The 20,039-nt window shown below is 72.7% G+C and carries 26 protein-coding genes; 9 read left to right on the top strand and 17 right to left on the bottom strand.

Features of this window, described 5'->3' with window-relative positions; genetic code table 11:
• Window positions 1-102: 102 nt before the first annotated feature.
• The 6 genes from FB454_RS30945 to FB454_RS30920 form a co-directional block, all read right to left on the bottom strand.
• Window positions 103-984 (bottom strand): potassium-transporting ATPase subunit C, encoded by an 882-nt coding sequence (locus FB454_RS30945; protein WP_145824012.1) that lies wholly within the window; start codon window positions 982-984, stop codon window positions 103-105.
• Window positions 984-3,155, bottom strand: a complete 2,172-nt coding sequence (gene kdpB, locus FB454_RS30940) for a potassium-transporting ATPase subunit KdpB (protein ID WP_145824011.1) — start codon at window positions 3,153-3,155, stop codon at window positions 984-986. The genes FB454_RS30945 and kdpB overlap by 1 nt, the downstream gene beginning before the upstream one ends.
• 20 nt (window positions 3,156-3,175) lie before the next feature.
• On the bottom strand, window positions 3,176-4,831 hold the full coding sequence (gene kdpA, locus FB454_RS30935) for a potassium-transporting ATPase subunit KdpA (protein WP_030272860.1): 1,656 nt from the start codon (window positions 4,829-4,831) through the stop codon (window positions 3,176-3,178).
• Window positions 4,831-4,920, bottom strand: coding sequence for a K(+)-transporting ATPase subunit F (gene kdpF / locus FB454_RS30930; protein ID WP_036311210.1), 90 nt, complete (start codon window positions 4,918-4,920; stop codon window positions 4,831-4,833). Before kdpF ends, kdpA begins: the two co-directional genes overlap by 1 nt.
• A 184-nt stretch (window positions 4,921-5,104) precedes the next feature.
• Entirely contained in the window at window positions 5,105-5,362 is a 258-nt protein-coding gene (locus FB454_RS30925) for a hypothetical protein (protein WP_030272865.1), read from the bottom strand.
• 22 nt (window positions 5,363-5,384) lie between these two features.
• Window positions 5,385-6,089 (bottom strand): GAF and ANTAR domain-containing protein, encoded by a 705-nt coding sequence (locus tag FB454_RS30920; RefSeq protein ID WP_013283799.1) that lies wholly within the window; start codon window positions 6,087-6,089, stop codon window positions 5,385-5,387.
• Window positions 6,090-6,286: 197 nt separating this feature from the next.
• Here FB454_RS30920 and FB454_RS30915 point away from each other — a divergent pair, with 197 nt between their 5' ends.
• Both FB454_RS30915 and FB454_RS30910 read left to right on the top strand, forming a co-directional pair.
• Complete coding sequence (locus FB454_RS30915; RefSeq protein WP_145755376.1) at window positions 6,287-6,736, top strand: STAS domain-containing protein; 450 nt, start codon at window positions 6,287-6,289, stop codon at window positions 6,734-6,736.
• Between the two features lie 179 nt (window positions 6,737-6,915).
• Window positions 6,916-7,626 (top strand): GAF and ANTAR domain-containing protein, encoded by a 711-nt coding sequence (locus FB454_RS30910; RefSeq protein WP_013283797.1) that lies wholly within the window; start codon window positions 6,916-6,918, stop codon window positions 7,624-7,626.
• A gap of 8 nt (window positions 7,627-7,634) precedes the next feature.
• On the opposite strand, the gene FB454_RS30905 is transcribed toward FB454_RS30910, so the two are convergent.
• Window positions 7,635-7,853, bottom strand: coding sequence for a hypothetical protein (locus FB454_RS30905; RefSeq protein WP_013283796.1), 219 nt, complete (start codon window positions 7,851-7,853; stop codon window positions 7,635-7,637).
• Between the two features lie 84 nt (window positions 7,854-7,937).
• On the opposite strand from FB454_RS30905, the gene FB454_RS30900 reads away from it, so the two are divergent.
• Both FB454_RS30900 and FB454_RS30895 read left to right on the top strand, forming a co-directional pair.
• Complete coding sequence (locus tag FB454_RS30900) at window positions 7,938-8,693, top strand: SAM-dependent methyltransferase (protein WP_145755375.1); 756 nt, start codon at window positions 7,938-7,940, stop codon at window positions 8,691-8,693.
• 38 nt (window positions 8,694-8,731) lie between these two features.
• Window positions 8,732-9,157, top strand: a complete 426-nt coding sequence (locus tag FB454_RS30895) for an ATP-binding protein (RefSeq protein WP_013283794.1) — start codon at window positions 8,732-8,734, stop codon at window positions 9,155-9,157.
• A 20-nt stretch (window positions 9,158-9,177) separates the two neighbouring features.
• Here the strand turns inward: FB454_RS30895 and FB454_RS30890 are convergent, their stop codons facing one another.
• Window positions 9,178-10,011, bottom strand: a complete 834-nt coding sequence (locus FB454_RS30890; RefSeq protein WP_145755374.1) for a DUF3152 domain-containing protein — start codon at window positions 10,009-10,011, stop codon at window positions 9,178-9,180.
• A 139-nt stretch (window positions 10,012-10,150) separates the two neighbouring features.
• Here FB454_RS30890 and FB454_RS30885 point away from each other — a divergent pair, with 139 nt between their 5' ends.
• The 3 genes from FB454_RS30885 (at window position 10,151) to FB454_RS30875 (ending at window position 13,061) form a co-directional block, all read left to right on the top strand.
• On the top strand, window positions 10,151-11,341 hold the full coding sequence (locus FB454_RS30885; RefSeq protein ID WP_071096985.1) for a DUF2786 domain-containing protein: 1,191 nt from the start codon (window positions 10,151-10,153) through the stop codon (window positions 11,339-11,341).
• Between the two features lie 101 nt (window positions 11,342-11,442).
• The gene (locus tag FB454_RS30880) at window positions 11,443-11,805 is read left to right on the top strand and encodes a YciI family protein (protein ID WP_232236732.1); all 363 of its coding nucleotides are present in this window, start codon (window positions 11,443-11,445) and stop codon (window positions 11,803-11,805) included.
• Window positions 11,802-13,061, top strand: coding sequence for an RNA polymerase sigma factor (locus FB454_RS30875; RefSeq protein WP_013283790.1), 1,260 nt, complete (start codon window positions 11,802-11,804; stop codon window positions 13,059-13,061). The genes FB454_RS30880 and FB454_RS30875 overlap by 4 nt, the downstream gene beginning before the upstream one ends.
• A gap of 10 nt (window positions 13,062-13,071) precedes the next feature.
• Here the strand turns inward: FB454_RS30875 and FB454_RS30870 are convergent, their stop codons facing one another.
• The 9 genes from FB454_RS30870 to FB454_RS30830 all read right to left on the bottom strand — a co-directional run bounded on the left by FB454_RS30870 (window position 13,072) and on the right by FB454_RS30830 (window position 19,196).
• The gene (locus tag FB454_RS30870) at window positions 13,072-13,515 is read right to left on the bottom strand and encodes a hypothetical protein (protein WP_013283789.1); all 444 of its coding nucleotides are present in this window, start codon (window positions 13,513-13,515) and stop codon (window positions 13,072-13,074) included.
• Window positions 13,516-13,530: 15 nt separating this feature from the next.
• On the bottom strand, window positions 13,531-14,010 hold the full coding sequence (locus tag FB454_RS30865) for an EndoU domain-containing protein (protein ID WP_013283788.1): 480 nt from the start codon (window positions 14,008-14,010) through the stop codon (window positions 13,531-13,533).
• Window positions 14,011-14,046: 36 nt separating this feature from the next.
• Complete coding sequence (locus FB454_RS30860) at window positions 14,047-14,541, bottom strand: WXG100-like domain-containing protein (protein WP_145755372.1); 495 nt, start codon at window positions 14,539-14,541, stop codon at window positions 14,047-14,049.
• A gap of 2 nt (window positions 14,542-14,543) precedes the next feature.
• On the bottom strand, window positions 14,544-14,867 hold the full coding sequence (locus tag FB454_RS30855; RefSeq protein ID WP_013473788.1) for a hypothetical protein: 324 nt from the start codon (window positions 14,865-14,867) through the stop codon (window positions 14,544-14,546).
• On the bottom strand, window positions 14,867-15,283 hold the full coding sequence (locus FB454_RS30850; protein ID WP_145755371.1) for a YbaB/EbfC family nucleoid-associated protein: 417 nt from the start codon (window positions 15,281-15,283) through the stop codon (window positions 14,867-14,869). The genes FB454_RS30855 and FB454_RS30850 overlap by 1 nt, the downstream gene beginning before the upstream one ends.
• Before the next feature lie 175 nt (window positions 15,284-15,458).
• Window positions 15,459-15,632 carry a CsbD family protein gene (locus FB454_RS30845; protein WP_013283784.1) on the bottom strand — a complete coding sequence of 58 codons (174 nt, stop codon included), beginning with the start codon at window positions 15,630-15,632 and terminating at the stop codon, window positions 15,459-15,461.
• Between the two features lie 67 nt (window positions 15,633-15,699).
• Window positions 15,700-17,955, bottom strand: a complete 2,256-nt coding sequence (locus FB454_RS30840) for a heavy metal translocating P-type ATPase (protein WP_145824010.1) — start codon at window positions 17,953-17,955, stop codon at window positions 15,700-15,702.
• 17 nt (window positions 17,956-17,972) lie between these two features.
• A complete protein-coding gene (locus FB454_RS30835) occupies window positions 17,973-18,953 on the bottom strand; it encodes a hypothetical protein (protein WP_013283782.1) in 981 nt (326 codons plus the stop codon).
• 36 nt (window positions 18,954-18,989) lie between these two features.
• Window positions 18,990-19,196 (bottom strand): heavy-metal-associated domain-containing protein, encoded by a 207-nt coding sequence (locus FB454_RS30830; RefSeq protein ID WP_013283781.1) that lies wholly within the window; start codon window positions 19,194-19,196, stop codon window positions 18,990-18,992.
• Between the two features lie 80 nt (window positions 19,197-19,276).
• On the opposite strand from FB454_RS30830, the gene FB454_RS30825 reads away from it, so the two are divergent.
• Both FB454_RS30825 and FB454_RS30820 read left to right on the top strand, forming a co-directional pair.
• Complete coding sequence (locus tag FB454_RS30825) at window positions 19,277-19,576, top strand: metal-sensitive transcriptional regulator (protein ID WP_013283780.1); 300 nt, start codon at window positions 19,277-19,279, stop codon at window positions 19,574-19,576.
• Between the two features lie 126 nt (window positions 19,577-19,702).
• On the top strand, window positions 19,703-19,912 hold the full coding sequence (locus tag FB454_RS30820) for an SHOCT domain-containing protein (RefSeq protein WP_013283779.1): 210 nt from the start codon (window positions 19,703-19,705) through the stop codon (window positions 19,910-19,912).
• Window positions 19,913-20,039: the final 127 nt, after the last annotated feature.

The raw sequence follows: 20,039 nt of genomic DNA, 5'->3' as shown, positions 1-20,039 counted from the left end.
GCCATGATCCACGTCATGGTCACCCGCCTGGCCCGACACACGAAACCGGCCCAGGCAACCCACACCTGAGCCGGAATCTCAAACACTCACTTAACACTTCCGTCAGCGCGCCGGGAACGCCTCGTCCAGCGCCAGGTTGAGTTCCAGCACGTTCACACCGGGCTCGCCCATGAAGCCCAGCGCCCGGCCGGTGGTGTGCTCGGCGACCAGCCGCCGTACCGCCGCCGGGTCCGCGCCGCGCTCCCGCGCCACCCGGGCCACCTGGATCCGGGCGTACGCCGGGGAGATGTGCGGGTCGAGGCCGCTGCCGCTGGCGGTGACCGCGTCGGCCGGCACGGCCGGGCGGGCCGGGGCGTCCCGGCGTACCGGGGTGACGATGCCGCCCTCGGCCACGTAGTCGTGGCCGGGCTGCGCCGCCTCCACCGGTACGCCCTGCCAGGTGGCGACGAACGGCGTCGCGGGCGCGGCCTGGTTGACGCTCACCACGCGGGTGACCCGGCCGGTGAGGCCGTCGGCGCGGAACACGGCGAGCACCGCGCCCACCCCGTCCGGCGTGCAGTACGGGCGCCGCCCGTCCACGCCGTCGAGTTCCCCGACCGCCTTGCTGCGGGCGCAGACCTGGGTGAGCAGGCTCTGCGCGGAGGTCTCCTCATCGCCGGTGAGCGTGTCCACCACGCTCTCCGGGCCGAGGTTGCCCGCCGCGGTGGCGGTCGGGTCGTAGCCGTCCCCGGCGGCCGACGGGCGGGACTGGAAGTAGCGCGGGACCGGGTTGCCGTCCGCGTCGGTGAACGACTGGCCGATCAGCGAGCTGCCGACGGTCCGGCCGCCGGCGGTGAGCAGTGAACCGTCCGCCCTGCCGTCGAGGCCTGGGAGCCGGCCGACGGCGACCAGGGCGAGCGGGTAGACCAGGCCGAGCAGCACGGTGAAGACGAGCACCGCGCGCAGGGCGGCCAGGTGCTGGGAGAGCCAACTGGGAAGGCGCATCACGAGATCCCCGGGACGAACTGGACGAGCAGGTCGATGAGCTTGATGCCGACGAACGGCACCACGATGCCGCCGAGGCCGTAGAGCCACAGGTTGCGGCGCAGCAGCGTCGAGGCGCTGGCCGGGCGATAGCGCACGCCGCGCAGGGCCAGCGGGATCAACGCCACGATGACCATCGCGTTGAAGACGACGGCGGAGAGGATCGCCGACTCGGGGCCGGCCAGGCGCATGATGTTGAGCCGGTCCAGCGACGGGTAGATGCCGGCGAACATGGCCGGGATGATCGCGAAGTACTTCGCGATGTCGTTGGCGATGCTGAACGTCGTCAGCGCACCCCGGGTGATCAGCAACTGCTTGCCGATCTCCACGATCTCGATCAGCTTGGTCGGGTCGGAGTCGAGGTCGACCATGTTGCCGGCCTCCTTCGCGGCCGACGTGCCGGTGTTCATGGCGACGCCGACGTCCGCCTGGGCCAGCGCGGGCGCGTCGTTGGTGCCGTCGCCGGTCATGGCGACGAGCCGGCCGCCCTCCTGCTCCTTCTTGATCAGCGCGAGCTTGTCCTCCGGCGTGGCCTCGGCGAGGAAGTCGTCCACGCCCGCCTCGTCGGCGATCGCCTTCGCGGTATGCGGGTTGTCACCGGTGATCATCACGGTGCGGATGCCCATCCGGCGCATCTCGTCGAAGCGCTCCCGCATCCCGGCCTTCACCACGTCCTTGAGGTGGATGACGCCGAGCGCCCGGGCCGGTTCCCCGGTCACGTGCTCGGCCACCACGAGCGGCGTGCCGCCGGTGCCGCTGATCCCGTCGACCAGTTCACCGACCTGCTCGGTCGGGTGGCCGCCGTTGTCGCGTACCCACTTCATCACCGCGGCGGCCGCGCCCTTGCGGACGTGCCGGACGCCCCCGTCGGCGTCGAGGTCGACGCCGCTCATCCGGGTCTGGGCGGTGAACGGCACGAACGTGGCGTGCGGGATGAGACCGGGCTCGCGCTCGCGCAGCCCGTACTCGTTCTTCGCGAGCACCACCACCGAGCGGCCCTCGGGGGTCTCGTCGGCCAGGCTGGACAGCTGCGCCGCGTCGGCGAGCGTGGCCGCGTCCACGCCGGTCACCGGCAGGAACTCGGCGGCCTGCCGGTTGCCGAGCGTGATCGTGCCGGTCTTGTCCAGCAGCAGCGTGTTGACGTCGCCCGCCGCCTCGACCGCCCGGCCGCTCATCGCCAGCACGTTGCGCTGCACGAGCCGGTCCATGCCGGCGATGCCGATCGCGGACAGCAGCGCGCCGATGGTGGTCGGGATGAGACAGACCAGCAGGGACACGAGGACGACGCCGGTGACGCCGGAGTCGGTGATCGCCGCGGTGTCGGGCGCGGCGGCCTGGTAACCCTTGGCGAAGATCGCCATGGGCTGGAGCGTGACGACGGCGAGCAGGAAGATGATCGTCAGCGCGGCCAGCAGGATGTTCAGCGCGATCTCGTTCGGCGTCTTCTGCCGGTTGGCGCCCTCGACCAGCGCGATCATCCGGTCGATGAAGCTCTCGCCCGGCTTCTGGGTGATCCGGACGACGATCCGGTCGGAGAGGACCCGGGTGCCGCCGGTGACCGCGCTGCGGTCGCCGCCGGACTCCCGGATCACCGGGGCGGACTCGCCGGTGATCGCCGACTCGTCGACGCTGGCGATTCCCTCCACCACGTCGCCGTCACCGGGGATGACCTGCCCGGCCTCGACCAGGACGACGTCACCCTGCCGCAGTTGCGGGGCGGGCACCGCCTCGTCCCGGTACGCGTTCGCGGCGGCACCGGGCGTCCAGCCGACCAGGCGGGTGGCGATGGTGTCCTGCTTGGCCCGGCGCAGCGTGTCGGCCTGGGCCTTGCCGCGTCCCTCGGCGACCGCCTCGGCCAGGTTCGCGAAGATCACGGTCAGCCAGAGCCAGACGGTGATCGCGACCGCGAAGACCGACGGGTCGGCGACCGCGAGCACAGTGGTGAACAGCGCGCCGATCTCCACGATCAGCATCACCGGGTTGTGCCACAGGGTGCGCGGGTCGAGCTTGCGCAGCGCGTCCGGCAACGACCGGAGCAACTGGCGAGGGTCGAGCAGTCCGCCGCCGACCCGGTCCCGGCGGCCCGGCGTGCTGGGAGTCGGCGCGTCGGCAGTCTGAGCAGGCGCGGTCATGTCCTTGTCTCTCATGGTTGTCACAGCCCTTCGGCCAGCGGGCCGAGCGCGAGTGCGGGAAGGAAGGTGAGCGCGACGAGGACGACTGTGACGCCGACGACCATGCCGACGAACAGCGGCCGGTGGGTCGGCAGGGTGCCCTCGGAGGCGGGTGTGGGTTGCTGGCGGGCCAGCGAGCCGGCCAGCGCGAGCACGAAGATGATCGGCAGGAACCGGCCGAGCAGCATGCAGAGCCCGAGCGCGGTGTTCCACCACTGTGTGTTCACGGTGATGCCGGCGAACGCGGAGCCGTTGTTGTTGCTGGCCGAGGTGAACGCGTAGAGCACTTCGGACAGTCCGTGCGGCCCGACGTTCAGCGCCGTCGAGTCGTTGCCGGTGGCGAACGCGGCGGCGGTGCCGGTGAGCACCAGTGCCGGGGTGATCAGGAAGTACATCGAGGCGAACTTGATCTCGCGCGAGCCGATCTTCTTGCCCAGGTACTCCGGGGTGCGCCCGACCATCAGCCCGGCCACGAACACCGTGATCACCGCGAGGATCAGCAGCCCGTACAGACCGGCGCCGACCCCACCGGGGGCGACCTCGCCGAGCATCATGTTGCCGAGCGTCATCATCCCGCCCAGCGCCGTGTACGAGTCGTGGAACGAGTTGACGGCGCCGGTCGAGGTGAGCGTGGTGGCCGCCGCGAACGTGGCCGAGTTCGACACGTCGAAGCGCACCTCCTTGCCCTCCAGCGCCGCACCGACCGCCTGCGGCACCGTGCCGTCGCCGGTCAGCTCGAAGACGTTCGTCAGCGTGATGCTGGCGAGCGCCAGGATCGCCATGACGGCGACGATCGCGTAGCCCTGCCGCTTCTGCCCCACCATCCGGCCGAAGACCCGGGGCAGGCTGAACGGGATCACCAGGATCAGGAAGATCTCCAGCCAGTTCGTCCACGCGGTCGGGTTCTCGAACGGGTGGGCGCTGTTGACGTTGTAGAAGCCGCCGCCGTTGGTGCCCAGCTCCTTGATGACCTCCTGGCTCGCCACCGGCCCGCCGGTGACGGTCTGGGTGCCGCCGGTCAGCGTGGTCACGTCGGTGCCGCCGGACAGGTTCTGCACCACGCCGCCGAGCATCAGGGCGAGCGCGCCGAGCACCGCGATCGGCAGCAGGATCCGCAGCGTGACCCGGGTCAGGTCGACCCAGAAGTTGCCCAGCTCGCCGGTGCGGCTGCGGGCGAAGCCCCGGACCAGCGCCACCGCCACGGCGATGCCGACGGCGGCCGAGACGAAGTTCTGCACCGCCAGGCCGGCCATCTGCACCAGGTGGCCCATCGTCGACTCGCCCGAGTACCACTGCCAGTTCGTGTTGGTCACGAACGACACAGCGGTGTTCCAGGCACCGTGCGGCACCACCGGGTCGAGTCCGAGCGAGAGCCACAGGTGGTTCTGCAGGCGCTGGAACGCGTACAGGAACAGCAGGGAGACGGCCGAGAAGGCCAGCACCGAGCGGGCGTACACGCCCCAGGTCTGCTCGGCGGCCGGGTTGACCCCGACCAGCCGGTAGATGCCCCGCTCGACCCGGGACGACCGGGTTCCGGCGACCACGCGGTACATGTGGTCGCCGAACGGCCGGTGCACGGCGACCAGCGCCACCACCAGGGACAGGACGAAGAGCACGCCGGCTGTCGTCATGCTCATCAGAAGCGCTCCGGGAACAGCAGTGCGGCGACCAGGAACACGCCCAGGCCGATCGCCAGCACCAGGCCGACGGCGTTGACGGCGTTCACAGCTTCTCCACGCCCCTCACCACGAGGGCGAGAGCCGCGAACAGCCCCACCGTCAGCAACACGAACAGCACGTCAGACACGGCTGATCTCTCCTAGCGGAAGATGTCCTCGCGACCGCCTCCCGGCCGCGCCGGGCAATCACAGCGCCGTATCCGCCGGACGGACAGGGGTCTTGACGCGACCATCACGCGCGGCCGCGGTTTCTTGACGCGCTTTTCACGCCGCCTCCGCGGCCGGTGATCCGGGTCACCGGACGGGCCTCGACGCCGATCGACCGGAGGTGCCGGCAGCCGGCGCCGAGCACCGCGGCGAACCCGATCGGCACGGCCCGGGACCAGGCGTCACCCGGGCCGGTCAGCTCGCCGTGGCGGTGGGCGAGGAACCCGGCGAAGACCGCCGCACCCAGCGCGGCCACCGCCGCGACCGCGCGCAGGTCGGCCACCGCGAGCGGCGAGGCGCGGACCTCAGCGGGCGGCGGCGCGGGAGACGAGCGCCTCGGCCACCTCGCGCAGCTTGCGGTTGGAGTCCTGAGAGAGCTTGGCGAGCAGCGTGAACGCCTCCTCGGCCGAGCAGCGCCGCTGGCCCATGATGATGCCCTTGGCCTGCTCGATCACCGCCCGGCTGCGCATCGCCTCCTGCATCTGCCGGGCCAGCGTCGCGGTGCTCTCGTAGAGGTGCGCGTTGGCGAGCGCCACCGCCGCGTACGCCGCGAACTCCTCCGCCAGCTCGATCGACGACTTGTCGAACGCGCGCGGCGCGCCGCCGTGGATGTTCAGTGCCCCGGTGACCGCCTCCTGGATCGGCAACCCGATCGACAGTGAGCTCTGGACTCCCGCCGCGCGGGCCCGTGCGGCCCAGCCCGGCCAGCGCGGCTCGTCGGCCAGATCGGGCAGGCAGATGCTCACCGCGCTCATCGAGGCGTCCAGGCAGGGGCCGTCGTCGTGCGCGTACTGCCACTCGTCGAGGCTGCGGGCCAGGTCGCTGGTGTAGGCGATGGCCCGGTTCGCGCCCGCCTGCACCAGGGAGACGGACACGTGCGCGCTGCCCGGGACCGCCCGGTTCGCCAGTTCGGCGACACGTGCCAGGACGTCGTCGAGCGCCACCTCGTCGAGCCGGATCCGGCTCAGCTCCGCGAGGGCGTCGGCGGGTTCCATGCTGGCGGATTCCATCCTCGTGTCCTGTCCTGGCGGGGTCATCGGCGTCTGTCGTTCCGCTGACGGTACCCGGCACGGGCGGGTCCGAACGCCTCCCACGCTGCGATGTCCACCCGGTCGACGTATCGTCGGGTACGGGTCAAGACATGTGCCCTCCCTGCTCGCGGCGTGCCTCGCCGCAGGCTTCCTCAATCGGTGAGGTCGGAGGTGACATGTCGGACGAACGGCCGGTCTTCGGCTGTCATGACGTCCCCACGGCGTCCGGGGCGTTCCGCCGGGACGAGCCGATCATGTGGCTGAGCTGCGACGCAGGCGTGGACATGACATGGATCTCGGTGGCCGGCGAGGTGGACCTCAGCAACGCGCACCTGCTCACCGAACTCGTGGAGTCCGCTGTCGCCGCGCCCGCCCCGCTCGTGGTGATCGACCTGTCGGAGGTCAGCTTCTTCGGCGCGTACGGGACGAACGCGCTGGTGCTGGCGCAGCGGATGCTCACCCGGCACGGGCGGCGGCTGGTCCTGCACCGGCCCTCCCCGGTGGTCCGGCGCGTCCTCGGCGTCACCGGCACGCTCACCGCGTTCGAGGTCGTCGATCGGCCCGCGTTGCCGGCCGCCGGCGACGGGTCGGCACGTCCCGTCGTACCCACCCGCTCCGGGTCGTAGAGTTGTCCCGGTAGTCGACGTCCCGTCGGGGGCGTCACGAACGAGCGTCAAGAAGCGGCGCAGGTCCCGATCCATGCCGGAATCGGGATGCTGGTCCGTCACCACGGGCCGATCCCCGCCACCAGCCGTCCCGGCCTACCGGGCCGACGGCGTCGCTTCGCACAAGGACGTCACAGCTCATGCCGCAGGCCCACCCCGACCTCGCCGCTGCCTTGATCAGACTCGGCCGGATCAAGTACGACGAAGTCGACCTCGACGTGGTGTTGTCGACCATCGCCCAGGTCGCCAAGGACACCCTGCCCGGTACCGCCGAGGTGTCGGTCACCCTGGTCCAGGGCACGGAGGCGCACACCGCCGCGTACACCGGCGAGCTGGCGCTGACGCTCGACGAGTGGCAGTACGCGCAGGGCCGCGGCCCGTGCCTGGACGCCGCCACCACCGGCACCGCCATGCTGGTGCCGGACATGGCGGCGGAGAGCCGCTGGCCGGAGTGGGCGGCCCGGGCGCACGCGGCGGGCGCGGCCAGTTCGCTGTCGATCGGCCTGCCCATCCAGGAGGCGATGGTCGGCGCGCTGAACATCTACGGCGCATCGCCCGGCGTCCTGGACCGCCAGGTCGAGCTGGCGCAGACGCTGGCCGGGTACGCCGCCATCGCGCTCGCCAACGTCCACCTCTACGAGAGCACGGCGACGCTGGCGCAGCAGATGCAGGAGGCGATGCAGAGCCGGGCCGTGATCGAGCAGGCGAAGGGCATCATCATGGGGCAGCGGCGCTGCTCGGCCGACGAGGCGTTCGCCATCCTGGCCCGGGTGTCCCAGGACTCCAACCGCAAGCTGCGTGAGGTCGCCGAGTCACTCGTCGATCGCGCGGTGCACGGGCCTCGTGACTGAGCGTGAGGTCAGCGCGGCATCTCGCGCCAGCCGGAACCGCTCGCGCGCCACGCCCCGGCCAGGATCGTCGCCGAGCCGCGGCTCGGGCACTGCTGGATCCGGGACCGGCCGCTCGCCCCGCCGATCTGCGCCTGGACCTGCCACTGGCTTCCGTCGGTACGGATGTAGACGTCGCGCCGTCCGCGAGGGTTGCTGACGCCGTTCCACCAGTGTTCCTCGACCACCATGCGGTGACCGTACCTCAGGAGACCCGGACCGGCCCAGACCGGAATTCCGTTGCTCCGCGTGACCGGGCGGCGCACCCTCCACGAATGACCTCACCGGACCTGCCGCGCCAGTTCACCATTCGCGAAGGCGAGCTGCCCATCCTCAACCCGTTCGACGACGTCAAGCTGGCCACGCTGGGCCGGGCGATCCGGCTGCGGCCCGGCGACGAGCTGCTCGACCTGTGCAGCGGAAAGGGCGAATTGCTCTGCACCTGGGCCCGTGACCACGGGATCACCGGCACCGGGGTCGACATCAGCACCGCCTTCACCGCCGCCGCCCGGCAGCGCGCCGCCGAACTCGGCGTGGCCGGCCGGGTACGTTTCGTGCACGGCGACGCCGCGGCGTACACCCCGGAGCGGCCGGTCGACGTGGCCGCCTGCGTCGGCGCGACCTGGATCGGCGGCGGGGTGCCCGGGACGCTGGAACTGCTCGACCGGGCGCTGCGGCCGGGCGGCATGGCGATCGTCGGCGAGCCCTACTGGCGGCGTGACCCGCCCGACGACGAGGCCGTCACCGGCTCGCACGCCCGGTCCCGCGACGAGTTCAAGGATCTGCCCGGCCTGGTCGAGTCGTTCGGAGAGTGCGGCTGGGACCTGGTCGAGATGGTCCTCGCCGACCAGGACAGCTGGGACCGGTACGCCGCCTCGCACTGGCTGAACCTGCGCCGCTGGCTGGACGCCAATCCGGACGACGAACTGGCCCCGGAGCTGCGGCGGGAGCTGACCGAGGACCCGGTGCGGTACGTCCGTTTCCAGCGCGAGTATCTGGGGTGGGGCGTGTTCGCACTGCTGCGGCGCTGACCTGCTTAGCGAACGGCTACGCAGGGTAAAGACAGATCATGGGACAGTTGCGCACCTCGCCGCCGCCGCCGCAGGCCTCAGAGCTGGAGCGGTGGGTGCTGGACAGTCCCGAGGATCTGCGCGGCCTGCGCGCCTCCCTACGCGACGCGCTGAACCGGCACGGCCTGGTGCAGGGTGCGGACCTCGACGAGGTGCCGCACCTGGTCGTGCTGGTCGCCACCGAGCTGGCCAGCAACGCGCTGCGGCACGGTCGCCCGCCCACCATCATCACGCTGCTCGCCACCGACGACCGGTTCCTGCTCGACGTGGCCGACCACGACGTCAGTTCGGTGCCGGAGCTGACCGACATCCACCCGATGGACTCGGGCGGGCGAGGACTGTTCCTGGCCCAGTCGGTCTCGCTCGACGTCGGCTGGTACGGCACCGAGAAGACCAAGAACATCTGGGCCTCGTTCTCCCGGTGACGACCCGGCCGACCGGCCGCTCAGCGGTCCCCGGCCGGGATCGGGTCGTCGTACTGGCCGGACGGCCCGGCCAGCGGTTCGCCGCCCACGATCGGCCACGGGTTCGGGGTGCAGCCGTGCAGGCCGAGCGTCTGCTGCACCATGACCGGCGCCGGGCCGCCGGCCCGGGGGCAGCGCTCGTGCCCGCGGCCCAGCCGGTGGCCGACCTCGTGGTTGAGCAGGTACTGCCGGTAGCGGGAGAGATCGGTCACGTGCGGCACCCCGTACACCCAGCGGGCCACGTTGATCACCACCTGGTCGCCGTTGCGGCAGGACGTGTAGCGGTCACTCGGGTCGCCGCAGAGCCGCCCCCGGGTGACAGGCGTGGTGAGCAGCACTGTGAAGTCGGCCGGGTCGTCGCGGCCCACCCGTTGCAGCCGCCACCGGCCGTCGCCGGTCCAGCCGCGCCGGTCGGCGAGGGTGGCGGCGACGTCCCGGGCGAACCGCTCCACGTCCACGTTGCGGATGCCGTCCTCCACCGCGACCCGATAGCGCAGCAGCTCACCGGAGCGGCCGGCGACCGCGCCGACCGTGTCGGCGGTGCGGAAGGTGCCGTCGCCCCGGGCCGGATAGCCGATGCCGGGGGCCACCCGGCCGGCCGCCGGGACCGGCGTCGGCGCGGCGCGGGCGCCCGCTGGGGGCGCGCTCGGTGCCGCCGCCGGCACGGTCCGCCGCACCTCGATGCGGTCCAGCAGGTCCGGGTGCCGCGCGGCGTACCCGCCGGCGGCGAGCGCGGCCCCGACCAGGACCACCGCCAGGAACCGCCCTGATCGCGATCTCCGCCGCCGGTGCAGCCCCCGCTCGTGCCCGCCCACGTCGATCTCCGTCCGTCGCGCCGCCCCGCTCCGGGCAGGAGTACGGACGCCGGGCCCGGACGGTTGAACGGGCGGGCCGGGTACCGTCGGTGCCGGGGTGGGCGACCTGCCGCCTGTCGGAGTCCAGGGAGAGCCACCCGTGTCACCAGCCGAGCGACTGCTCGACGCCGCCGTCGCGACCGCGCGCGGCACCGACGTACGCGAAGCCGAGCGAGCCCTCGACGGGCTCGTCGTGGCCGACGGCGCGGCGGTGGACGCGGCGCTGCTCGCCCGGCTCACGCGCGACGTGGGCCGGCTCTGGCCGCGGGGCTGGCAGCCCGCCGACCTGGACCGGCTCGCCACCCGGCGGCTCACGCCGCGCGGCGCCCGGCTGCTGCGCGACGTCATGGCCGCGCAGCGGCGCACCCTGCCCGCGCCGGTACCGGCCTGGTTCGACGACCAGCTCACCGACACGGGCGCCCGCTGGGACGACGACGCGGGCTGGCTGGACCGGCGCGCCGACGGGGACCGGATCACCGCGCTGCGGGACGCGGTCGACGCGGCCGTCCTGGTGGCGGGGCTTCCGCCGGTCGCGGCGCTCCGGCCGCCGCCCGGCTCGGCGGGCACCGCACTCGCCGCCGTGACACCGAGCGGTTCCCGGATGCTCGACCGGGTACGCGCACTGCTGGCGAAGGCCGAGTCGACCGGCTACCCGGCCGAGGCGGAGGCGTTCACCGCGAAGGCGCAGGAGCTGATGGCCCGGCACAGCATCGACGCGGCGCTGCTCGACGCCGGGGCCGAGCGGTCCGGCGGCCCGGGCGGCGTGCGGATCGGCGTCGACGCCCCGTACGCGGCCGCGAAGGCACTGCTGATCCAGGAGGTGGCGGCGGCGAACCGGTGCGAGTCGGTCTGGTCCGACGACCTGGGCTTCGCCACAGTGCTCGGTTTCCCGGCCGACCTGGCGGCGGTCGAACTGCTGCACACCTCGCTGCTCGTGCAGGCCACCGCCGCGATGCTGCGCGGCCGGGGCGAGCGCGGCAGGGCCGGCGGGCGGCGCACCAAGGGCTACGACGAGTCGTTCCTCAACGCGTTCGCGCTGCGCATCGGCGACCGGCTGCGGGAGGCGAGCGCGGCGGCGGCCGAGGAACTCGACGACGACCGGCTGCTGCCGGTGCTCGCGGCCCGCTCGGATGCCGTCCGGGAACGCGTCGACCAGCTCTTTCCGGGCACCACCCGGCACCGCCTCCAGGTGCGTGACGAGCAGGGCTGGGTCTCCGGCACCAGCGCCGCCGACCGGGCCTCGCTCGACCCGGGCCGCCCGGCACGCCGTCCGCTGCGCGGGGGCCGCTGACCTTTCCCGGGGGATGATGTCGGATCGGGCGGACCGGCTCCGACCCGTCTGCGAGGCGCCACCGCCGGTGGCCCGCACCCGAGGAGTGCACCGTGAAGTACATGCTGCTGATCTGGAACCGGCCCGGCTTCGTGGAGGAGCTGTCCGAGGCGGAACGCACAGCCGTCTTCGGTGAGGTCGACGAGATCATGAAGGAGCTGACCGAGTCCGGCGAGCTGGTCGGCGGCGAGGCGCTCGCTCACCCCTCGCAGACCCGTACGGCCCGTCCGGCCGCCAGTGGCGGCGTCGAGGTCACCGACGGGCCGTTCATGGAGAGCAAGGAGCAGTTCGCCGGCTACCTGACTGTCGACTGCGAGACCCCGGAGCGGGCCGCCGAGATCGCCGCGCGCTGGCCTGACGTACGGCACGGTTTCGGCGTACTGGAGGTGCGCGCGGTGATGGAACAGGCCGGGACGGAGATGTGACAGCAACTGTGGTCGAGGACCTGCTGCGTACGCTCGCGCCGCAGGTCCTCGGCGTGCTCGTCCGCCGCCACGGCCAGTTCTACGCCTGCGAGGACGCCGTGCAGGAGGCGCTGCTCGCCGCCGCCGTGCAGTGGCCGGAACAGGGCTTGCCGGACCGTCCCCGCTCCTGGCTGGTCACAGTCGCCACCCGGCGGCTCACCGACGAGTGGCGCAGCGAGCACGCCCGCCGGGAACGCGAGGTGGCGGTGGCGGTCCGGCAGCCCGCGTACGCGACTGTCGCCCCGCCCGCCGACGAAGATCCGCCCAGCGGGGACGACACGCTGCGGCTGCTGCTCCTCTGCTGCCATCCGGCGTTGCCCGTCAGCGGGCAGGTGGCGCTCACGCTGCGTGCCGTGGGCGGGTTGAGCACCGCCGAGATCGCCCGCGCGTACCTGGTGCCGGAGGCGACGATGAGCCAGCGGATCCGCAGGGCGAAGCAGCGGATCGAGGCGTCCGGTGCGCGTTTCACGCTGCCGTCCCCGGCGGACCGGGACGAACGGCTCGCTGCCGTGCTGCGGGTGCTCTACCTGGTCTTCAACGAGGGTTACACCGCGTCCAGCGGGGAGGCGCTGCACCGGGCCGAGCTGACCGGAGAGGCGATCCGGCTGACCCGGGAGCTGCGCCGGCTGCTCCCGGACGACGGCGAGGTGGCCGGGTTGCTGGCGCTGATGCTGCTCACCGACGCGCACCGGGCCGCCCGTACCGGGCCGGACGGTGAGCTGGTGCCGCTGGCGGAGCAGGACCGCAGCCGATGGGACCGGGACGCCGTCGCCGAGGGGGTGGCGTTGGTGACCGAGGCGCTCACCTGGTCGGCGCCGGGGCCGTACCAGGTGCAGGCGGCCATCGCCGCGGTCCACGCGGAGGCGCCCGCCGCCGAGGACACCGACTGGCGGCAGATCGTCGCGCTCTACCGGGTGCTCGCGCGGGTCGCGCCGAACCCGATGGTCACGCTCAACCAGGCCGTCGCCGTGGCCATGGTGGACGGTCCGCGTGCCGGGCTGTCGCTGCTGGCCACGCTCGACGCCGACGACCGGACCGCGGGCCACCACCGGCTCGCCGCCGTCCGCGCGCATCTGCTCGACATGGCCGGTGACCGTACGGAGGCCCGGGCCGCGTACCTGGCCGCCGCACGGGCCACCACGAGCCTGCCGGAGCGGCGTTATCTGGAGGTACGCGCCGCGCGCCTGGCCGGCGACAGCGGAGACCGGCCGGGCTGACCGGCGCGGATCAGAACAACCGTCCCCGGTACGGATGCGGCCGGCCCCACCGCTCCTCCCACTGGAGCAGTTCCGCCTGCCATCGCGGCAGGTCGGGCCGGTATTCGCGGATCAGTTCACGGTTCTCCGGGCGGCCGGCCAGGAACCGCCAGTAGGACTCGACCGCCTCGCGGGTCTCGTCCAGCGAGTAGCGGCCCCGCTCGTCCGCGACCCACTCGTTGACGAACTCGACGCCGGTGGGGGCGAAACTGACCTCGTACTTGTCGCTGTCCCACCCCTCGTCGAGCGGACGGCCGTTCGCCACGTCGTCGATCATCTGCAGGGCGTCCAGGCAGGCCGAGTAGGAGACGGAGACGTCGGTGATCAGCCACGCGCCGAGAGCCCGATAGCGCTGATCGGTCACGTTGAACAGCGGGAGCCGGTACTCATCGACGGAGAAACTGATGAACGCCAACGGAAGTCCTCTGGATCATGGGATGACGACCGGCCATCCGTGGGTGAAGCCGCCCGAGCCATTGTAGAAACCCTCGATCACCAGGCCCTTGTGAGTGCCACGCCACATGCTGGTGCCGGGTACCGGCTTCGCATTCTGGAAGGCGCCGGTGATGGCGTTGTCGACCTGGGCCGGCGTCCAGTCGTCGGGGAAGAACGAGCTTTCCCCGCCGTTGCCCTTCTTCGGCTTCCAGGCCCCGTGCGGAGGGTTCAGCGTCGGATCGAAGAACTCCGGTTTGGCGGTGTAGGCCCCGGTCTTGGGATCCTTGACGACACTGCCGGGCTGAAGCCGGCGACCGGGGAAGTCCTCACCGCCGGGCCGGTAGTGGTAGCCCGACCCCTTGGGCATGCCCGGCTTCACGTGGCCGCCCATCACGTGCTCGGTGAAGTGCGGGTTCATCCGGTCGGGCCGGTTACGCGTCTTCGTCCGCTTGAGAAAGCGCAAGGCGGCGCGCATCAACCGGCCGCCTGCTCTACCCCCGCCCATGTCACCTCACCCGTCGACGAGTTTCCAGAGGGCTTCCTGGACGAGGTTGCCGACGATGGTCCGGGCCAGCGCATGGAAGATCGGGATCTCCAGCAGCGAGGCGCCGAAGGTGACAGCCGCGGTGGCGATCGCCTGCGCGATCTGTATGGCCAGGATGACCAGTTGCACGATGACGGCGACCTTGAGGGCGAGCACGATCGCGCCGCAGATGATCAGCCCGGTCCCGGTCAGCACGGCTGCGGTGACGCCGTCGCGCAGGCTGTCGGCCGGGCTGTCCTCCTTGTTCCACCAGGTCTGGAACGCGGTGATGTCCTGGCCGGTGTGCTGGGTCCAGACCGTCGCCGCACCGGTGTTCGCCTCGGTGACCACGCCGGAGAGGGTGCCGGAGAACCCGATCCAGGCGTTGCCCATCTCGAAGAGTTTGGTCTCGTCCGCCTCGGGCCAGGTGTAGCCGAGTACGCCGAGCAGCGACCGCAGCTCGCCGGGTAGCTCCATGCCCATGCTCAGCCTCCCAGCTTCCGCCGCAGGCCGTCGAGGTTGCGGGTGATGGCCGCCTCGGTCTCGGCGTAGCGGACGGCCATCCTGCCGAGGTCGGCGCCGGCGGCGGCGATCTCGTCGAGCGCGCTGTCGAAGCACTCGAACGCGAACGCGGAGACCTCGTCGTGGGCGGCGCCGATCAGTGAGCCGATGTCGTCGGCCCCCCAGGGACGGCCGAAGCCGGCCAGCTCGGCCCGGAAGGCGGTCAACGCCGCACCGAACCGGGTGGCGACGCCGTCCAGCGCCGATCCGGAGGCACCCAGCCGCTCCGGATCGACCTCGACCGGCATCAGCGCCCGTCCTGGCGGGCGAGCCGGTCCTGGGCCTGCATCAGAGCGTCGGTGAACATGCTGAACTGGCGCCCCGCGTCGGCCTGGATGCGGCGCAGTTGCTCACCGAGCGAGCCCAGGTCGACCTCGCCGGGGGCGGTGGCGGCCTGCTCCCGCAGGTCGGCGAGCGCCGCGTTGACCGCAGCTTCGATCTCCTCGGCGAGGGCCTCGCTGGCCATCCGCATCACACGGGGGTCGAGCGTCAGCCCGGTGACCTGTCCGGGTGGGCCGACGGTGACCCGGATCAGGCCGTCTGCGGCCTCACCGACGCCTTCCGGCGGTGCCACCTGCTCGCCCGCATCGGTCTGCCGCTGGAGCGCGGCCATGGTTTCGGACAGCACCCGGCCGAAGCCGGACGGGTCGGCGGGATCGGCCATCGAGGAGCTCCTCCGCATTCGAGGTCGCCTCGCATCCTATGCACCGGAGCCGATCCCGGTGGTCCCGCCGGATCGATGTGGACGGTGGCATCCGCCACTCGGGATCGTCACCGTCCGTACACAGCACTCCGGGCCGGCCCGTGGGCCGACCCGGTGGCGTGTGTGCGTCGCGTACTCAGCTCTTGAAGGCGTCCTTGATCTTCTCGCCGGCCTGCTTGAGCTTGGCGCCCGCCTGGTCGTTGCGGCCCTCGGCCTCGAGGCGCTCGTTGTCGGTCGCCCGGCCGACGCCCTCCTTGACCTTGCCCGCGGTGTCCTGGGAAGCGTTGTCGATCTTGTCGTCCAGACCCATGATGACCTCCACTGATGCGGTTGCCTGACGACAACTGGTTACCCCGTCGGCCGTCGGCTCAATCCCCTCACCCGATCGGGCGGAAGCTCCGCAGCCGCAGGCTGTTGCCCACCACGAACACCGACGAGAACGCCATGGCCGCCCCGGCGAGCATCGGGTTGAGCAGTCCGGCCGCCGCCAGCGGCAGCGCCGCGACGTTGTAGGCGAACGCCCAGAACAGGTTGCCCTTGATGATCGCCAGCGTCCGCCGGGAGAGCCGGATGGCGTCCGCGGCGGCCATCAGGTCGCCCCGGACCAGCGTCAGGTCGGCCGCCTCGATGGCCGCGTCCGTGCCGGTGCCCATGGCCAGCCCGAGATCGGCCCGGGCCAGCGCGGCGGCGTCGTTCACCCCGTCGCCGACCATGGCGACCACGCGGCCCTCCCGCTGGAGCCGCTCGACCACGTCGACCTTGTCGGCGGGCAGCACCTCCGCGATCACCTCGTCGATGCCGACCTCGGCCGCCACCGCCTTCGCCACAGTGGTGTTGTCGCCGGTGAGCAGCACCGGCTTCAGGCCCAGCTCACGCAGCCGCGCGACAGCAGCCCGGCTGGTCGGCTTCACCGCGTCGGCCACCGCGAGCACGCCCCGGGCCCGCCCGTCCCAGCCGGCCAGGATCGCCGTCCGCCCGGCGGCCTCCGCGCCGGTCGCGGCCCGCTCGACCTCCTCGGGTACGTCGAGACCCCGCTCCCGCAGCAGCCGGGCCCGGCCGACCACCACGGTCCGGCCGTCGACGGTGCCGGTCACGCCCAGCCCTTCGGCGTTGGCGAACTCGCCGACCGGAGGCAGCGGTCCGGCCTCGGCCGCGGCTTCGGCGACGGCCCGCGCGATCGGGTGCTCGGAGGCGGCCTCCAGCGCACCGGCCACCCGGAGCAGTTCGTCGGCGTCCTCGCCGTCGGCGGGCAGCACCTCGGCCAGCGCCATCCGGCCGGTGGTGACGGTACCGGTCTTGTCCAGCACCACTGTGTCGACCCGGCGGGTGGACTCCAGCACCTCCGGCCCCTTGATCAGCACGCCGAGCTGCGCGCCCCGCCCGGTGCCGACGAGCAGCGCGGTCGGGGTGGCCAGGCCGAGCGCGCACGGGCAGGCGATGATCAGGACGGCCACCGCGGCGGTGAACGCGGCGGTCGGCCCGGAGCCGGTGCCGAGCCACCAGCCGAGCGTGCCGGCGGCCAGCGCGATCACGATCGGCACGAAGACGCCGGAGATCCGGTCGGCGAGCCGCTGCACCGCCGCCTTGCCGGTCTGTGCCTGCTCCACGAGTCGCGCCATCTGGGCGAGCTGGGTGTCCCCGCCGACCCGGGTGGCGCGGACCACCAGGCGGCCGCCCGCGTTCACCGTGGCGCCGACCACGGCGTCGCCCTGGCCCACCTCGACCGGCACCGACTCGCCGGTGAGCATGCTGGCGTCGACTGCGGACGTGCCCTCCTCGACCACACCGTCCGTGGCGATCTTCTCGCCGGGCCGGACCACGAACCGGTCCCCGACCGCGAGCCGGCCGACCGGGATCCGGGTCTCCTGCCCGTCGCGCAGCACCGCCACGTCCTTGGCGCCGAGTTCGAGCAGGGCGCGCAGCGCCGACCCGGCGGTGCGCTTGGAGCGCGCCTCGAAGTACCGCCCGGCCAGGATGAACACGGTCACCCCGGCGGCGGCCTCCAGGTAGATGTTGCCGGCACCGTCGCCGCGGGTGATGTCGAGGCTGAACGGGTGCTTCATCCCGGGCATGCCGGCGTCGCCGAGGAACAGCGCCCAGAGCGACCAGCCGAACGCGGCCAGCGTGCCGAGCGAGACGAGCGTGTCCATGGTCGCCGCGCCGTGCCGCAGGTTGATCAGCGCGGCGCGGTGGAACGGCAGCCCGCCCCAGACCACCACCGGGGCGGCCAGGGTGAGCGAGGCCCACTGCCAGTAGTCGAACTGCCAGGCCGGAACCATGGCGAGCACGATCACCGGCAAGGTGAGCACGGCGGAGACCCAGAGCCGGGTACGCGCGGTGCGCAGCTCGTCCACCGGCTCCCCGGCCGCTGCCGCCTCCGCCTGCTCGGGCGGCGGCGGCACCACAGCGGTGTAGCCGGTCTTCTCGACGGTGGCGATCAGGTCGGCCGGCGCGGTGTCGTCGGCGTACCGGACGGTGGCCTTCTCGGTGGCGTAGTTCACCGTCGCCTCGACGCCGTCCATCCGGTTGAGCTTCTTCTCGATCCGGGCGGCGCAGGACGCGCAGGTCATCCCGCCGATCGCCAGTTCGATCAGGTTCGGCGCGGTGGGCAGCGCCTTTCCCGTGGCAGTCATCGCGGCACCTCCGGCGCTCAACTGTGCCCGTGACCCGGGGTGCCGTGTCCGGCGTCCGGGGTCGGTGCGGTGGTGGGTGCCGGCGCGGTGGGCACCGGCGCGGTCTGGTCGCCGGCCAGGACGGTGAACTCGGCGGTGTGCACCGCGTCGCCGTGCCGGAAGTCCAGGTAGAGACGGTACGCCCCGGCCGAGGGCACCTCGGCGGCGAACGTGATCGCCGGCCCGGCCGGTGTGCGCCCGTCGCCGGGCGTGCCCTCCGGGTGCACGTGCAGGTACGCCAGGTCGCCCTGCCGCAGCGCCACCAGGTGCCCGTACGCGCCGAGGTAGGGCGCGAGGTCGGTGACCGGCCGCCCGTCACGGCTGACGGAGAGCGTGAGCCGGCTGGTGCGGCCCGGCTCCGGCGTGCCGGTCAGGGTGACCGTGTAGCCGTCGACGGTGGTGCTGGTCGCCGGTGCCGGCAGCGGCCGGGCGGTCAGCTCGCCGGGGACCGTGACGTCCAGGCCGAGGGTCAGCGGCTCGCCGCCTTCGGGGGTGAAGTCGGCGAACGCCCGCCAGACGCCGGGGCCGCCGAGCGGTGAGGCGACCCGCCAGGTGCCGTCGCCGGTCATCTCCGGATGGACGTGCCGGAACCCGGAGAGGTCCCGGCGGGCGACGATCAGGTGCATGCGCTTGTCGTGGGCCACCTCGAAGCGGGTGACCGGCGCGCCGTCCGGGCCGGTGATCCGGAAGGCGAACTGCCCGGCCGGGGCGCCGGCGGGCTGGAACGTGTAGCCGCGCTCGGAGACGAGCAGCCCGCCGGGCAGGTGCGCGGAGGCGCCGCCCGCCTGGCTCTCGTCACCGTGGCCGGTGTCGCCGGCCCCGTGGTCGCTGTCGGTGTCGTCGTGTCGGGTCTCGGCGGCCGGGGCGACGGGATCGGTCAGGTTGCCGATCCCGTACGCCGCGCCGAACACCGCCACGAGGCCGAGCGCGAAGCCGCTGAGCTTCGTCGCCGTGTTCATGGTGTCTCCTCGGTTGTCGCGGGTCCGCCGGACCCGTCACACACCGACGAGGTCGTAACCGGCCTCGTCGACCGCCGCGCGGACCGTGTCCACGTCCAGCGGGTTCTGACTGGTGACGGTGACCCGGCCGCCGGCCAGGTCGACCTGGACGTCGGTGACGCCCGGAAGTGCGCTCAGCTCGGTGCTCACCGAGTTGACGCAGTGCCCGCAGGTCATGCCGTTCACCTGGTAGGTGGTCTCCATCTCGCCCTCCGATCTGATACCCCCCAGGGGTACGTCCCGAACGTTAGCATACCCCCGAGGGGTACGCTATCCTCGGTTTCATGACCGCGCCGTCCAGCCCGACCCGGGGCTACACCGCCAGCAAGGACCAACTCCTCGCCCGGCTCCGCCGGATCGAGGGCCAGGTCCGTGGCATCGAGAAGATGGTCGAGGACGACCGTTACTGCATCGACGTGCTGACCCAGATCTCGGCCATCCAGGCGGCGCTGGACAAGGTCGGCCTGGGCCTGCTCGACGGCCACGCCCGGCACTGCATGCACGAGGGCGCCGCCGAGGGCCGGGCCGACGAGATGGCGACCGAGATGATGGCCGCCGTCGGGCGCCTGATGAAGCGCGGCTGAGCGGGGACCTCCGGCCCTCAGGACCAGGGCACATCGACCCGTGCCGACGCGCCCGGGCGGACGTACCGTCGAAGTGGCGGGCAGGCCGGACCGGCGGACCCGCGGCGACGGACGGAGGGCGGCCCGATGATGTGGCAGAGCCCGATGATGGGCTGGATGTGGATCTGGTCCCTGCTGGTGCTCGGGGTGCTGGCGGGGCTCGTCTGGGCGGCCGTGCGGTGGACCGGCCCGCAGTATCTGGGCCCGACGACGGCCCGGCGCATCCTGGACGAGCGGTACGCCCGCGGCGAGATCGACGAGGACGAGTACCGGCGGCGCCGGGCGGGCCTGGCCTGACCCGAGCGGGGCGCGTCACCGGTCGCGCCGCCCGGGAGCGGCCGGCCGGGCTGTCTACCATGGCCGGGCGACGACCCGGACGTGGTCGACACGTCCGCGCCGGCCGGGTGACCAGACCGGTCCGGCG

Source organism: Micromonospora sp. CNZ297 (genome assembly GCF_007827625.1).
Note: the sequence above shows the minus strand (reverse complement) of the source record. Positions and strands in the feature narration are given on the sequence as shown.